Raw genomic sequence first — 13,705 nt, forward strand, 5'->3', positions numbered from 1 at the left:
ATGACGAAGGCGGCCACGGCCTCGGGTCGAACGCGACGCTGATGATTGAGGGGAAATCGATGCACGAGAATGCTCAATCCGGTCGAGAAGCCGATCGAAGCTGCGGCCGCAAGATGCGGCTGTTCTCCGCCGCCCTGAGCATGTTCGGCGCAAAGGTTCAGATCGCGGCACACGAGAAAGACATCGATTTCGAACTGGTCATGGTCCCCTTCACCCAGAAGGAGGGTTATGCGCCGAAGCATCCGGAAGTCCTGCGCATCAATCCGAAGCGCCAGGTCCCGGTGCTGATTGACGGCGATCTCGAGATTTTCGATTCCACCCAGATCTTCGAGTATCTCGAAGACATCAAGCCGAGCCCTGCGCTGTGGCCCGCGACTCCTGCCGCGCGGGCCTGGGCTCGCCGGCTGGAGCATGAATCGGACGAGGTCTATTTCCCGCATATCATCAAATTGATGCCGCTCTGGAATACGCCAAGCGATCCCGCCGGGAAGCCCGCGCGCGAGGCCGCTGCTGCCTATTATCGAACCATGGAGCGTGTCCTTGGCGAGCGCGAGTTTCTCGCCGGCGAATATTCCTTTGCCGATATCGCGTTCTATATGGCCCAGCTCTTCGGTGCCCGCATGGGTGCCGACATGACCGGCGAAACGCCGAGACTTCTGCAATGGCGGCAGCGCATGACGACGAGACCAGCCGTCATCAAGGTCGTTCGACCGATGGCCCACTATTTGCGCAGCGATGGCCGTAGCGTTCCAGCGTTTCTCTCGCCAATAGCGACGTGATCAACGCTGCGGCTATCCACGCCTGTTCGTCTCCGGCTACGCCCGCACCACTGCGGGCGGAAACACGATCTCGATCAGCGTGCCGGAGCGGCCGCCGGTCTTGATCTGGAATTTGGCGTGGTTGGCTTCGACGAGCGCCTTGGTGAGCGACAGGCTGACGGCCGCGCTCTCGGACTGATCCGACGGCGCCCGCGTGCGGAACGGCTCCAGCGCGGCGGCGACTTCGTTGTCGTTGAGGCCGTGGCCGGTGTCGCGGACCCGCAGCATCACCTCGCCGAAATCGGACAGCGCGGTCGAGACGATGACCTGGCCGCCGGCATTGGCGAGATGGATCGAATTGCCGATCAGGTTCAGCGTGATCTGGCGCAACGCCCGCGCGTCCGCGATCACAGGCGGCAGCGTGTGCGCGAGCGAAGTGCGGATGATGATGCGCTCGCGATTGGCCTGCGGCTGCATCACCGCCACGCAGCTCTCGACCAGCTCGTTGAGATTCTGGTTGGTGAAGGCGAGATCGAGCTTGCCGGTTTCGATTCGGCTGAGATCGAGCAGGGCGTTGACGATGGCGATGACGTGTTCGCCGGCGGCGCGGATGTCCTTCATGTATTCGCGGTAACGCTCGTTGCCGAGCGCGCCGAAACGCTCCCCGATCATCACTTCGGCAAAGCCGATGATGGCGTTCAGCGGCGTTCGCACCTCGTGGCTGATCCGGGCCAGCACGTCGGCCTTGGCGTTGGCGGCGCGTTCCGCCAGCCGCCGCGCCTCGCGCAACTCACTCTCGATCTTCCTGGCCTGCGAGAGATCGCGGAACACCGCGAAGAAATTCGGGCCGTCCGGGCGGGTACGGCCGATGGTCATCGACAGCGGAATGATGCCGCCCTTGCTTTCGCGGCCGAGCACCTCGCGGCCGTGATCGAGCAGGCTTTCGACGCCGGAGGCCTTGATGCCGGCGAGATATTCGAACACGCCGTGCTGGCTTTCTGGCGCAAAGAGATCGGCGAGATTGCGTTGGACCAGTTCGTCGCCGTCATAGCCGAACAGCGCTTCGGCGCTGCGGTTGGCTGTATGGATGTTGCCTTCGGCATCGAACATCAGGAGGCCTTCGGCTGTGGTGTCGAGGATGGCGGCGAGTTCTTCGGCATTGGCATGGCCGACATCGGACGGTTCGGGGATGTCCAGCTCCGCTACCGGCTCGGCTTGCGAGATGGCGGCCGCGATCGCCGCGCCCTCATGGCGCGTGGTCGAGAAGATCAGGGCCAGCGCCGAATCGCCGTCCCATGAAATCGTGTGGAGGCGGGCCTCGGCCGCCGATGACGGCGCGTCTGCATCCGCAGGCCCGCTTGCGGAAATCGTCACCGGTCTGCCGGTGTCCGATGTCGAGGACGCATTCGACGTGCCGGGTTCGACATAGAGCGCGTCGAGGCCGCCGGCCTCTTCCAGCGCATGCAGGCTGGCATAGCCCATCTGCGTCAGGAAGGCGGGGTTGGCATACAGCAGGCGGTCGAGCCGGTAGATCAGGATGCCGACGGGCAAGAGATCGAGTAGCGCCTTGTCGCGGGTGGCTTCGCCATGCGCGGGCGGTTCGGGCGGCGCCAGCCATTCGGGCGGCTCGCCGGCTGGTTCGCGCGCGAACGATGCGACGGTTGGTTCAAAGATCGTTTCACCGGTGACGTTCGGCACCGCCTCGTTGCCATTCTCGGTGTCGAGCCGCGCCGACAATTGCCGTGCGAGTTCGTCGAAGGCGCTGTTTTCGACCGGCGTCAGCGACAGCGGCTTCGCCTCGCCGGGGGCGCGGAATGGCACCACGTTGGGAGCGTCTGCGGGCCATTCCGTCACGATGTCCTTCAAGGCTTCGTTGGCGCTTTCCTCGACGCTTTGCTCGACGGCTTCCTTGGGAGGTTCCACGGGCGTTTCCAAATCGTTTTGATGTGAAGTCTCGGCAGTAATCGGTTCGGGCAAATCGTCGACCAAGGGCGGTGCAACGCCCGTGGGCTTTAGAAATTCCGGGGCGGGCGGTTCTTGCGGCGTTGCTGTCTCGCCGGACAATTCCGCCAGGCGCAGGGCGGCGAGCCGGGCCAGCGCATCGAAATCGCGGCAGACGCCAAAGCCGCGATAGCCGATGAAATTCCGCTGCCCGTCGAAGATCGGCAAACCGGACAGTTCAACCGGCAGCGTGCCGCCGCCATCGACCGGCCAGTTCAGCACGATGCCGCTCCAGGTCGCGCATGTGGCGAACGCCTTCATCACCCGCCCGTCGGGATCGAGCGCAAATCTCTCGGCGATCTCGCGCCATGGCCGCCCGAAGCCGGCGGTGGTGCGCGGGCCGATCAGGCCGGTGAATTCGTCGGTGCCGAGCGTGAAGCAGCCTTCCCGATCCATCTGCCAGGTGAAGCGGAGCGGCAGGCGGCGGGTCGGCTGCCTGGCGAATGCTTCGAGCGCCGGGAATGGCATGCATGGAGCGGGGGCAGTCGGGGCCGGCTCCTCCGCGGCGGCAGGCTCGGCAAACGCATCGAACAGGGCAAACTCGGCGGGCGCTTCGCCCGATTGCGCCGGCTGTTCGTAATCGGGAGCCGGCTGCGGCGCTTGCTCCGTGACGGGCGCGCTCGGCTGCGAGGCTGGCGTTGACGCTGTCGCCTCGGGCCGCATCTCGCTCTCGGGTGGCTCATGCGCCCGCGCCGGCCGCGGCGCGATCAGCGCGATGTCGCCGGCGGCGATCAGGACACCATGGCTGCCATTGGGAAAGTCGAATCGCGAACAGCCGCAGGTCGCAAGCATGCCGGGCGCCGCGCCAAACCCCTGTAGCCGCTCCAGGCGGATGGCGCCGTTGGCGAGCAGCCGTCCTGCGAGCCGCGCGATCTGCCGCCGGTGCCGGTCGGCCGGTCCGAAGGTCTTCTCAGTAAGGGCTGCGGCGCTGGCGGCGCCGAACAGGCGGGCGCCGGCCGGATTGGCCCACAGGATCCGCCTGCCGTCGGCCGTCCACAGCCATGCTGGCAGGGGGCTCGCCGCATAGGCCGCCAATCGCGGATCGCTCCGCGCCCGCCACTGAAATTCCGCGTCCTTCATCGCAACTACATGACGTCCGGTGTCACGATCGGCAGCCAGAATGCCGATAACGTTAAGGGATCGTTACTATCGCAAGCCGGCGGTGGCAGGTCCACGGCCCGGCCGGTCGGCAGTGATTTAAGCGGCGGATAACCTTAACCCCGGCTGGACCCTTTGGCTGGCCGCCGCGTTGGGTGGTTGCAAACGGCCGTCAAGGGTTCAACGGGGAACCTCCCCGGCGCCGCATCCGTCCCCGGAGCGGCCCCTGACGGTATCCGGACGCAATCCCAGCCAATGCAAAGGAACGCACCATGAGTGACGAAGTGCGAGACCGTTTCGAGATACCCAAGGAAATGCGATCGATGGCGGAAGCGAGCCTGGAGCAGGCCCGCAAGACGTTTGAGAAATTCGTCGCCGCCGCGCAGACCACCGCCGATACCATCGAGGAGCGCAATGCCACGGTGCGCGAGGGCGCCAAGGATGTCAGGCAGAAGGCCGTCGCCTATGCCGAGAAGAACGTGCAGGGCTCGCTCGACTACGCGCAGTCGCTTCTGAAGGCCAAGGATCTGGCCGAGGTAACGCGGCTGCACAGCGAATATGTGCAGGGGCAAATGCGTGTGCTGGCGGAGCAGGCCAGCGAAATGAGCCAGATCGTCGGCAAGGCCGCCATGGGTGCGGCGAAGCCGAAAGGCTGACCCCCTGCAGCGGGCAGTATTGCAACCGCCAAATGGACCGGCTGGAACGCGCATCCGGTGCGGGTTCCCCATGTGGCGTCGCACCAGAAATTGCAGTGCGTTGCACAAATTTGACACGATATGGGTGCTTATTGGGCGAGCCCGTGGATGGGCAACTTCCGTGAGTGCGTGTGTACGTGATCCCTTTCGGCGTCCCGGTCATCCGCCCGGCACCGCCAGGGAAACATCGATTAACCCCATTGTGAAGGATGCAAGCCGTGACCAGCTCCACCGATCCCTTCTCCGCCGCCATCATTCCCTTTGAAGTTCCCGAGCAGATGCGCGCACTCGCCGAAAAGGGCGTTTCGCAGGCCCGCGACAGCTACGCCAAGTTCAAGGATGCAGCCGAAACCCATAACGGCACCATCGAGGCCGTGTTCACCACGGCCAGCAAGGGCGCCGGCGAGTACAACGCCAAGCTGATCGAGTTCTTCAAGGCCAACACCTCGTCCTCGCTCGATTTCGCGCAGGAGCTACTCGGCGTGAAGACGCCGGCGGCAGCGCTCGAGCTGTGGACCGCGCACGCCAAGAAGCAGTACGAGACCTTCACCGCGCAGGCCAAGGAGCTTGCCGAACTTGGCCAGAAGGTTGCGACCGAGACTGTCGAGCCGATCAAGGCCTCCGCCTCGAAGTACTACAAGCCCGCCGCCTGATCGGCCCGCATCGCCAACGAAAAGCCCGGGCGAAAGCGGCCCGGGCTTTTTGCTGTCCCAAGAGACTTTTTGTCGGGCTCCGGCGCGGCCCGCACATGAACGCAACAGGCACCCGAAACGACTATAAATCGGATGCTTCCCGGCCTTGCCAAAGGCCGGCGTTGCTCCTAGTTTCCGGCCCATTCGCGACCCCCTTTTGGGCCCGCGTGAGGATGCAGTTGTAGCTCAGTTGGTTAGAGCGCCTGTCTGTGGAACAGGAGGTCGGTGGTTCGAGCCCACCCAACTGTACCAGCTTTCACTCCCGTGAATTGCCGCTGGCCTGCCGCGACACTCGTGCTGTGGCGCGTTGTCCAGCCGTGCTTGCCAAGCCCCACCCGTTCACCCACTATTTCCGGGAATCATTGCGGCTTGGGGGAATTCATGGCGATCTTTCGGATCGAAAAACTTCAGCTCGGATTGTTGCTTGCCGCCGCACTCGCGGTTTCGATCTCGCCCGCCGTCAGTCAGACCTACACACCCGAACAGGAGCAGGCTTGCACCGGGGACGCATTCCGCCTCTGCAGCTCCGATATCCCTGACATCAGCCGCGTCACCGCCTGCATGGTGCGCAACAAGTCGCAGCTCTCGCCGGCTTGCCGGGCGCACTTCCGTCCCGAGTCCGATGAAATCACGGCCCGGCCCGTGGGCCGGCCGACCGTGATCCGGCCGGCACCCCCGCGCTAGGCCGCTGCTGCCAAGCCGCGCAACGCCAAAAAGCCGAAAAAGCCCGCGATCTGACGGCGGCGCGCCCGTTTCAAGGTCGCTTTTCGCGACAGACTGACGCTTGCCAGCGGCCGATTCAGTGAACATCTCCCATGGGGAAGAGGAGAGGGTTCATTGATAGATCACAGTAAAGAACTCGACCGGCATTTTGCCTGGTTCGAGAGGAAGCTGCCGCCGGGGCCGGCGAAGTTCGTCGGCTGGGTGCGCAAACCGTCGTCCATCTACGTCCGAGTACCACTCGCCATACTCCTGGTCGTCGGCGGCTTTCTCAGCTTCCTGCCGGTGCTCGGGCTCTGGATGCTGCCGCTCGGACTCCTTTTGTTCGCGCAGGACATCCCGCCGCTGCAGAAGCCGTTGGCGCTGGGCCTTGGATGGATCGAGCGCAAATGGCTCGAACGTCAGCGCGCAAAGCTCGAACGCGAGCGCGCAAAGAGTGTGCAATGAGCCAGGCAAGGCGGGCTTTTCCGATTCCTTCTCGCGTCACCGGGGTTGCACGGTGTGACTCAAAAACCAGCCTTATTGGCAATTAAGTGGCTTCATCACGGCGGGTGATAAATTTTTCTTTCACGAATCACCGCGCTGATTCATTTTCGGTTTCTGGGGTCAACTGGAGGCCAAGATATGAACGTAATTGTTTTCGCATCACGTAAGGGGGGCTCGGGAAAGAGTACCCTGGCTGCTCACCTCGCTGCCCATGTTCACAAGGCAACGAAGCCTATCCTGCTCGTCGATGCCGATCCGCAAGGGTCACTTACGCTCTGGCACAAATTGCGCGGCACCAACGAGCCGCCGATCAAGGCCGCGGTGAATTCCGTCAGCGGCATCGTCGCTGCCGCCAAGCGCGACGGCATCGAATGGGTGTTCATCGACACCCCGCCGAATTTGTCGGCCGTCGTCGACGATGCGATCCGCAACGCCACCATGGTGATCATTCCGGCGCGGCCCGGCGTGTTCGACGTCAACGCGGTGCAGGAAACCATTCAGACCTGCCGTTCGGCGCGCAAGCCCTACGCGGTCGTGATCAACGGCGCGCCTGCCGAACGCGACGGCGCCGAGAGCCGCATCGTCAGCATCGCGCGTGAAGCGCTGGCGAAATTCCGCGCGCCGGTGTGGAGCGGTCAGATCACCAACCGCGCCGATCTGATCATGGCGCTGAGCCAGGGCGAAGGCGCCCGCGAATACTACGCGGAAGGCCGGGCGGCTGCGGAGATCAGCAGGCTGTGGGGCGCGATCGAACGTTCGATCAAGGCAATTCGCGGAACGGCGTCGGCATCGGGCGCCATGCACAAGCAGGCGGCGTAACAACGCCGTTCTCGATCTGCCGGACTGATAAAAGAACGCGCGGGCTCCGCGCGTTTTTCTTTTTGGGGAGCTGTTTCGCAGTCATTCCGGGGCGCGAAGCGAACCCGGAATCTCGAGATTCCCCGATGCGCAATTGCGCATCTGAGGTCTGGTGCTAACGCACCATCCCGGAATGACATTGCCCTACGCCACCATCAGCACGTAGAACACGACGACCGGCGACAGCGTCAGGATCACCGACCAGATGCCGACGGCCCACAGAATGTCCTCGGTTGAAAAGCCCTGTTGTCCAGGAATGCCGTTGTTTTCAAAATGCACGACGCGCCCCCGCGTTTTTCTGTTGTATGGGGATGTGGATACGCGAACGGCTTTAAAGGCCGGTTGCGATTTAGCTTGCATTTGACCGCATCCGCTACCGCCGATTAACCGCCGCCATGCCTGGTTAACATTCCCTGACTGCACGGCGTCAAAGTCGACCGAAGCCTCGCCCGTAACGTTAGAATTTTATGCGTATGAATCTCCCGCTCAGAAAAACGACGGGGGAAAAGCGATGGGCACTCACGACAAGAAATTTCCGATTGCGGCGTACGCCCAGAGCATGCACGACGTTCTTCTGGTGTCGTCATTCGCCGCCTGGGCGATGCTGCTCGGCTTCGCGCCCGTGATGGCCTATCGCCTGCTGGTCAGCTAATTCCATTTCTCCCTCTCGCCATCGGGCGAGAGGGAGCCGATGCCATCCTTAAGCCCGCCGCAAAAGCTGTGGCCTGCGCCGCTCGATCTCCTCGTCGAGCAACGCCGCCAACTCTGCGCTTATCTCCACCATCGGCAGGCGAACCTCGGCGCTGTCGATCAGTCCGTTGCGCGCCAGCCAGTATTTTGCAGGCGCCGGGCTCGGCTCGGCGAACAACAGCCGGGTCAGCCGGGAGAGCTCCTTCCAGCGCGCCCGCGCGCCGTCGCGGTCGCCCTGCGCGAGCAGCGTCCGCAGCGATGCGAAGGCCTCGGTCTCCAGATGCGCCGACAACAGGATCGCGCCATCGGCACCGTCGGCGAGCGCGTCGTGATACTCCGCGTCTTCGCCGGTCAGCACGCGAAAGCCTGCTGGCCGTCTCGCCAGAAGGTCGATCGACTGCGCGCGGTCGGCGCCGCAATCCTTCATGCCGACGATGTTTGGATGCAAGGCAAGCTGCAGCAGCGTCTCATTGGTGAGGCTGACGCCTGTCCGGTAGGGAATGTTGTAGAGCACGATCGGCCATGAGGCGTGATCGGCGAGCGCGGCGAAGTGCTGCACGAGGCCGCGCTGCGACGGCCGGATGTAATAGGGGCTCGCGATCAGATAGCCGTCGATCGGCCAGGTCGCTGTCTCATCCAACGCATCGAGCATCTTCGCGGTGGAGGCGCCGGACAGGCCGAGCAGGATCGGCAAGTGGCGCCGGCTGGCGGAGAGCTCGCTCTGCGTCAGCGTCACCAGCCGCTCGAGTTCGTCTGCGCGGAGCGACATGCCTTCGCCCGACGTCGCCGCGAGAATGAAGCCGTCGACGGGGCCAGCCGCATAGTGTCGGACGAGCCGGCGCAGCGACGCCTCGTCGAGTTCGCCGTCGCGAAACGGTGTGATCAGCGGCAGCCACAGGCCGTGCAGGCGGCTTGCCAGGTCGTTGGTCGAAGGGGCAGTCATCGTTCCATCTCCTCTTGGGGTAAGCCGGAGACGGGACCAACAAAAAACCCCGTCCAGACGGCGGGGTTCGGGATCGTGGGTTCGCGACAGACTAGCGCGCGCGTCGATCTCGGGTCCCCGGATGGGGACCTTTTTTCGACGACAGTGCTGCGCACGAACTCGTGATCATGTGCGGATGATGGAGGCCGAGAACCTCAATGTCAATCTGTGCGGGAACATGACGCGGACATGAAAAAAAGCCGGGCCCGAAAGAGCCCGGCTTGAGGTATTGGCCACGTGAGGCCGACACAATCACCTTCCAAGAGGGATTACTGAACCGCCGCGTCACTGGAGGAGGGGGACATATGCGCGACGCGACCGTTCAGCGTTTGAATACTATGATCCTCATCGGTGCCCGGCAGCAACCGTCCAAGCCGCATGTCAGTCATGCGGGGAGCGGGGCCTCTGGCCTCTATAAGATAGCCTAATCCGGAAAGCGGGAGACGTAGCGCCACCGCTTCCAGCTTTATTTTTACAGCATGATCTCCGGGCGAACGCTTCGCGTTTGTCCCGAGGAAAACCGGTCCCCACTTTTCCGGATCATGCTTTAGGAGGGCCAGCGCTGCGCCTTGCTCACCACGAAGTCGCGAAACACCTGCACGCGCGCGACCGTCTTCAATTCCTCGGGGTAAACGAAATACGTGTCCACCGCGATCGAATCGGTCTCGCCGAACAACTGCACCAGGCGGTTGTTCTCCTCGACCAGATAGTCGGGCAGGGCGGCGATGCCGAGCCCCTGCTGGCAGGCGCGAACGAGCCCCAAGATGTTGTTCACCTTGAAGTAGGCCTCGCGCGGGCCCGAGCCGTTGCGGCCGGCATCGATCAGCCAGCTCCGGTTCTGCAGATGTGGCGGCACCTGCGCATCGCCGAGCATGATGATGCGGTGCGAGTCGAGGTCGTCCAGCGTCCGCGGCGTACCGAAGCGCTTGATGTATTCCGGCGAGCAATAGGCATGGAAGCCGATCGAGAACAGCTTGCGCTGGATCAGGTCGGGCTGGGTCGGCTTGCGGGTCCGGATCGCGACGTCGGCCTCGCGCATCGACAGGTCGAGATCCTCGTCGGTGACGATCAGCGAGATGCGGATGTCAGGATAAAGCGCGGTGAACTCGTCGAGCCGCGGGATCAGCCAGTTGATGCCGAGCGCTGGCGGCGTCGTGATCTTGAGGTCACCGCTCGGCCGCTCGCGGCTGTCGGTGAGTTTTGCGCGCGCCGCCTGCAACTGCATGAAGACGTCATGCGCGGTGCGGAACAGCAAATCGCCCTGCTCGGTGAGGATGAGTCCGCGCGCGTGGCGATGGAACAGCGACACCGCAAGTTCCTGCTCCAGCGCGCTGACCTGCCGCGATACCGCGGATTGCGAGAGCCCCAATTGCTCGCCGGCATGGGTAAAGCTTCCCGCTTCCGCCGCCGCGTGAAAGACCTTCAGCTTGTCCCAGTCCATGTCAAATCCGTCTCGTGTTCTAGGCATGACTATTCAGCCGCCGCGCGATCGGTCGCGCGCAAAGCCAGGAAGCGTTCGGCCTCGAGGGCTGCCATGCAGCCGAGGCCGGCAGCCGTAACCGCCTGGCGGTAGGTTTCGTCGGCCACGTCGCCGGCGGCGAACAGGCCGGGGATCGAGGTCGCGGTCGAGTTCGGTGCCACCTCGACATAGCCTGATGGCTTCAGCTTGATCTGGCCTTTGACCAGGTCGGTTGCCGGCGCATGCCCGATGGCGATGAAGACGCCGTCGGCCGCAACACTCGTGAGTGCGCCGGTCTTGACGTTCTTCAGGCGCACATGGGTGACCTTGCTCGGGTTCTCGGCGCCGCAGATCTCGTCGATCGCCGAGTCCCACACCACCTTGATCTTCGGATTTTTGAACAGGCGATCCTGCAGGATGCGCTCGGCGCGGAAATGATCGCGGCGATGCACGATCGTGACGGTCGATGCAAAGTTGGTCAGGAACAGCGCTTCCTCGACCGCGGTATTGCCGCCGCCGACCACGATCACCTCCTTGCCGCGATAGAAGAAGCCGTCGCAGGTCGCGCAGGCCGAGACGCCAAAACCCTTGAACTTTTCTTCCGAGGGAATGCCGAGCCAGCGCGCCTGCGCGCCGGTGGCGAGGACCACGGTTTCCGCCAGATAGACGTCGCCGCTATCGCAGGTCAGGCGGAACGGCCGCTGCGCCAGTTCGAGTTTGTTGACGAAATCGGTGACGATTTTGGTGCCGACATGGGCCGCCTGCTTCTCCATCTGCTCCATCAGCCAGGGGCCCTGGATGACGTCGGCAAAGCCCGGATAATTTTCCACGTCGGTGGTGATGGTGAGTTGTCCGCCGGGCTGGATGCCCTGGATCAGCACCGGCTCCAGCATCGCGCGCGCCGCGTAGATCGCCGCGGTGTAGCCGGCGGGGCCGGAACCGATAATGACGACCTTGGCATGAATAGGCGCAGGCATCGGCGGATCCCTCTCTTATTCGGGGGTTTGTTTTGACTTTGAGCAGAAGCGCCCGGAAGGAGGTCGACGGCGCTGAAAGTGTCAAATCCAAGTCTAAGATATCTGGGTAGCTATGCAAGAATTGCAATTCATCCCAGCGAATTTTCCCCGGAACTGAAGTAACAATCGCGAAATATGACGTCGTGCGCGCAATAAAATTGCGCAAGCCGCGCGGCGTGCGCTAAGAGAGTTGCCAGTAAGGCCAGCCCACGCGGCCAGAATTAGGGAACCCGACGCGCGTGTCGAAGAATCTTGACGAAATCGACCTTCGAATCCTTGCCGAAATCCAGGCCGACGGCCGAATCACCAACGTGGAACTCGCCAAGCGTGTCGGCATCTCGCCGCCGCCCTGCCTGCGCCGGGTCCGCACATTGGAGGAAGAAGGCTACATCCAGGGCTATCGGGGCCTGTTGGATCCGCGTCGGTTAGGCTTCGACGTCACCGTGTTTGCTTCCGTCCATTTGTCCAGCCAGGCGGATGCGGATTTGCGCGCGTTCGAGGATTTTGTCCGCGCCGAGCCCCTGGTGCGGGAATGCTGGATGCTGTCGGGCGAAGTCGACTTCATCCTCAAATGCGTCGCGCCCGACATGGCGACGTTTCAGGATTTCGTCACGCACCTGACGGCCGCGCCGCATGTGCGCAACGTCAGGACGTCGCTGGTGCTGCACAATTCGAAATATGAAGCGGCGGTGCCGCTCGATGTGAAGGTGGCGGGGTGAAGCGAAGCGTCATTCCGGGGCGCGCAAAGCGCGAACCCGGAATCTCGAGATTCCGGGTCTGGTGCTTACGCACCATCCCGGAATGACTGAGCTGACGCTCAGTCACTTCTTCCGCATCGCGTCGACGCTGTACGGGCCGCCGCCTGCAGTCGAAAGATATAGGCAGGCGAAGCAGAACAGGATCGCCAGCGTGCCGCCGTTGATGAGCGGAAAAAAGCTCCTCGGCGCATGACCGATGAAATAGGCAAAGGCCATCTCGCCGGCGAGAATGAAGGCGACGGGTTGCGTGAACAGTCCGAGCAGCAAGAGCCCGCCTAGAATCAACTCAATCGCTCCGGCGGCTCCCGATAGGGACATCAATTGCACCTTGTTGAGGAAGGCGTAAGCGTTGCCCTCCGGAATTGTCGGAAACTTCAGAATCTTCGCGACACCGTACTGAAACAGCAATAGCCCGGTGATGAAGCGAAACAGGCTCAGCGCCGGCGGTTGCCATTTCGCGAGCATCTTGTCGATTTGTTCCATGTCATAGTCCCCCTTTGTTTGACGCGCTAAAATTTAGCGCCACGAGATTACACGGTCTTGTCGGATCGCGTGTGATGCCGACACAACACCCCTGAGATCGAATCATTCCCCTTCACTGCGCCGCTTCGCGATAGTGCTGCGATTGCAACGCAGCACTATGCCGCCGTTTCGCAACGCCGGCACGCCCGGTGCAGTTAGTTATAGTCTATAAACATCGTCCGGGATTCGGATATTCTGAAATCCACTGCACCACTACTCACATTCCTGTCAGGACAGCAGCAACAAAAAAGCCGCGTGGAAAACGCGGCTTTGTCGCAACAGTAACTTGCAGGTGACTACAGCATGATTCTGAAAAGTGGATACCGGTTTTCCCTCGCGACAAACGCCGAACGCGTTTGCGCGGAGATCATGCTCTATCGCCACTCGACCTTGGTGATCTCGTAGGCCTTGGCGCCGCCGGGAGCCACGACCTCCACGGTCGAACCCTTCTTCTTGCCGATCAGGGCGCGAGCCAGCGGCGAGGTGATCGAGATGCGGCCCTTCTTGGCGTCGGCTTCCGGTTCGCCGACGATCTGCCACACCGCTTTCTTTTCGGTGTCCTCGTCGACCAGCGTGACGGTCGCGCCGAACTTGACGGTGTCGCCGGACAGCTTCGAGATGTCGATGATGTCGGCGCGCGCGAGCTTGTCCTCGAGCTCGGCGATGCGGCCTTCGTTGTGTGACTGCTCTTCCTTGGCCGCGTGATATTCCGCGTTCTCGGAGAGGTCGCCATGCGAGCGCGCCTCGGCGATATGCTCGATGATGCGCGGACGCTCCACCGATTGGCGCTGCTTCAACTCGACCTCCAGGGCGGCATACCCGCTAGCAGTCATCGGAACCTTGTCCATCATCTCTTTCCGTCCTTCCCTCGTGCGAGCCGCCAGAAGTTGCGCGCACGAGCCACGCTTTCGATTTTCGATCAGGAACTCGACACACGAACCCGCCAGCCCGTTGATTTTAGGCCCCGTCA

Annotated in this window: 15 protein-coding genes and 1 tRNA gene; 9 read left to right on the forward strand and 7 right to left on the reverse strand. The window is 62.9% G+C overall.

Features of this window, described 5'->3' with window-relative positions; genetic code table 11:
- Positions 1–59 precede the first annotated feature (59 nt).
- A complete protein-coding gene (locus tag LMTR3_RS00685; RefSeq protein ID WP_210184667.1) occupies positions 60–779 on the forward strand; it encodes a glutathione S-transferase family protein in 720 nt (239 codons plus the stop codon).
- Between the two features lie 36 nt (positions 780–815).
- On the opposite strand, the gene LMTR3_RS00690 is transcribed toward LMTR3_RS00685, so the two are convergent.
- Positions 816–3,839, reverse strand: a complete 3,024-nt coding sequence (locus LMTR3_RS00690) for a PAS domain-containing protein (protein WP_065743183.1) — start codon at positions 3,837–3,839, stop codon at positions 816–818.
- A 290-nt stretch (positions 3,840–4,129) separates the two neighbouring features.
- On the opposite strand from LMTR3_RS00690, the gene LMTR3_RS00695 reads away from it, so the two are divergent.
- The 6 genes from LMTR3_RS00695 (at position 4,130) to LMTR3_RS00720 (ending at position 7,269) form a co-directional block, all read left to right on the forward strand.
- On the forward strand, positions 4,130–4,513 hold the full coding sequence (locus tag LMTR3_RS00695) for a phasin family protein (RefSeq protein ID WP_065743184.1): 384 nt from the start codon (positions 4,130–4,132) through the stop codon (positions 4,511–4,513).
- A gap of 257 nt (positions 4,514–4,770) precedes the next feature.
- A complete protein-coding gene (locus LMTR3_RS00700; RefSeq protein ID WP_057847481.1) occupies positions 4,771–5,205 on the forward strand; it encodes a phasin in 435 nt (144 codons plus the stop codon).
- Between the two features lie 214 nt (positions 5,206–5,419).
- Positions 5,420–5,496 (forward strand) — tRNA-His (locus LMTR3_RS00705).
- A 129-nt stretch (positions 5,497–5,625) separates the two neighbouring features.
- Positions 5,626–5,928, forward strand: coding sequence for a hypothetical protein (locus LMTR3_RS00710; protein WP_065743185.1), 303 nt, complete (start codon positions 5,626–5,628; stop codon positions 5,926–5,928).
- Positions 5,929–6,081: 153 nt separating this feature from the next.
- Positions 6,082–6,411, forward strand: coding sequence for a hypothetical protein (locus tag LMTR3_RS00715; protein WP_065743186.1), 330 nt, complete (start codon positions 6,082–6,084; stop codon positions 6,409–6,411).
- Positions 6,412–6,588: 177 nt separating this feature from the next.
- The gene (locus LMTR3_RS00720; protein WP_065743187.1) at positions 6,589–7,269 is read left to right on the forward strand and encodes an AAA family ATPase; all 681 of its coding nucleotides are present in this window, start codon (positions 6,589–6,591) and stop codon (positions 7,267–7,269) included.
- A 183-nt stretch (positions 7,270–7,452) separates the two neighbouring features.
- Here the strand turns inward: LMTR3_RS00720 and LMTR3_RS39725 are convergent, their stop codons facing one another.
- Positions 7,453–7,587, reverse strand: coding sequence for a hypothetical protein (locus LMTR3_RS39725; protein WP_283809255.1), 135 nt, complete (start codon positions 7,585–7,587; stop codon positions 7,453–7,455).
- 232 nt (positions 7,588–7,819) lie between these two features.
- Here LMTR3_RS39725 and LMTR3_RS38290 point away from each other — a divergent pair, with 232 nt between their 5' ends.
- Positions 7,820–7,960 carry a hypothetical protein gene (locus LMTR3_RS38290; RefSeq protein ID WP_176721795.1) on the forward strand — a complete coding sequence of 47 codons (141 nt, stop codon included), beginning with the start codon at positions 7,820–7,822 and terminating at the stop codon, positions 7,958–7,960.
- A 48-nt stretch (positions 7,961–8,008) separates the two neighbouring features.
- On the opposite strand, the gene dapA is transcribed toward LMTR3_RS38290, so the two are convergent.
- The 3 genes from dapA to trxB form a co-directional block, all read right to left on the reverse strand.
- Positions 8,009–8,941 carry a 4-hydroxy-tetrahydrodipicolinate synthase gene (gene dapA, locus LMTR3_RS00725; protein ID WP_065743188.1) on the reverse strand — a complete coding sequence of 311 codons (933 nt, stop codon included), beginning with the start codon at positions 8,939–8,941 and terminating at the stop codon, positions 8,009–8,011.
- A 586-nt stretch (positions 8,942–9,527) separates the two neighbouring features.
- Positions 9,528–10,448: a LysR family transcriptional regulator gene (locus LMTR3_RS00730; RefSeq protein ID WP_028350191.1), complete on the reverse strand. Its 921-nt coding sequence runs from the start codon at positions 10,446–10,448 to the stop codon at positions 9,528–9,530.
- A gap of 2 nt (positions 10,449–10,450) precedes the next feature.
- Positions 10,451–11,416, reverse strand: coding sequence for a thioredoxin-disulfide reductase (gene trxB, locus LMTR3_RS00735; protein WP_065743189.1), 966 nt, complete (start codon positions 11,414–11,416; stop codon positions 10,451–10,453).
- A 278-nt stretch (positions 11,417–11,694) separates the two neighbouring features.
- Here trxB and LMTR3_RS00740 point away from each other — a divergent pair, with 278 nt between their 5' ends.
- On the forward strand, positions 11,695–12,174 hold the full coding sequence (locus LMTR3_RS00740) for an Lrp/AsnC family transcriptional regulator (protein ID WP_028350193.1): 480 nt from the start codon (positions 11,695–11,697) through the stop codon (positions 12,172–12,174).
- A gap of 102 nt (positions 12,175–12,276) precedes the next feature.
- Here LMTR3_RS00740 and LMTR3_RS00745 read toward each other — a convergent pair whose 3' ends face one another.
- Positions 12,277–12,687 carry a DoxX family protein gene (locus LMTR3_RS00745; RefSeq protein ID WP_057847482.1) on the reverse strand — a complete coding sequence of 137 codons (411 nt, stop codon included), beginning with the start codon at positions 12,685–12,687 and terminating at the stop codon, positions 12,277–12,279.
- A 422-nt stretch (positions 12,688–13,109) separates the two neighbouring features.
- On the reverse strand, positions 13,110–13,583 hold the full coding sequence (greA, locus tag LMTR3_RS00750) for a transcription elongation factor GreA (RefSeq protein ID WP_141686413.1): 474 nt from the start codon (positions 13,581–13,583) through the stop codon (positions 13,110–13,112).
- Positions 13,584–13,705 lie beyond the last annotated feature (122 nt).

The organism is Bradyrhizobium sp. LMTR 3 (assembly GCF_001693485.1).
Taxonomy (GTDB): domain Bacteria; phylum Pseudomonadota; class Alphaproteobacteria; order Rhizobiales; family Xanthobacteraceae; genus Bradyrhizobium.

Excerpts from the sequence above, each read along its gene's own strand:
- trxB (WP_065743189.1), bottom strand. The coding sequence starts at position 11,416 with ATGCCTGCGCCTATTCATGCCAAGGTCGTCATTATCGGTTCCGGCCCC.
- LMTR3_RS00690 (WP_065743183.1), bottom strand. The coding sequence starts at position 3,839 with ATGAAGGACGCGGAATTTCAGTGGCGGGCGCGGAGCGATCCGCGATTG.
- LMTR3_RS00730 (WP_028350191.1), bottom strand. The coding sequence starts at position 10,448 with ATGCCTAGAACACGAGACGGATTTGACATGGACTGGGACAAGCTGAAG.
- LMTR3_RS00720 (WP_065743187.1), top strand. The coding sequence starts at position 6,589 with ATGAACGTAATTGTTTTCGCATCACGTAAGGGGGGCTCGGGAAAGAGT.
- LMTR3_RS00695 (WP_065743184.1), top strand. The coding sequence starts at position 4,130 with ATGAGTGACGAAGTGCGAGACCGTTTCGAGATACCCAAGGAAATGCGA.
- LMTR3_RS00710 (WP_065743185.1), top strand. The coding sequence starts at position 5,626 with ATGGCGATCTTTCGGATCGAAAAACTTCAGCTCGGATTGTTGCTTGCC.
- greA (WP_141686413.1), bottom strand. The coding sequence starts at position 13,583 with ATGGACAAGGTTCCGATGACTGCTAGCGGGTATGCCGCCCTGGAGGTC.
- LMTR3_RS38290 (WP_176721795.1), top strand. The coding sequence starts at position 7,820 with ATGGGCACTCACGACAAGAAATTTCCGATTGCGGCGTACGCCCAGAGC.
- LMTR3_RS00685 (WP_210184667.1), top strand. The coding sequence starts at position 60 with ATGCACGAGAATGCTCAATCCGGTCGAGAAGCCGATCGAAGCTGCGGC.
- dapA (WP_065743188.1), bottom strand. The coding sequence starts at position 8,941 with ATGACTGCCCCTTCGACCAACGACCTGGCAAGCCGCCTGCACGGCCTG.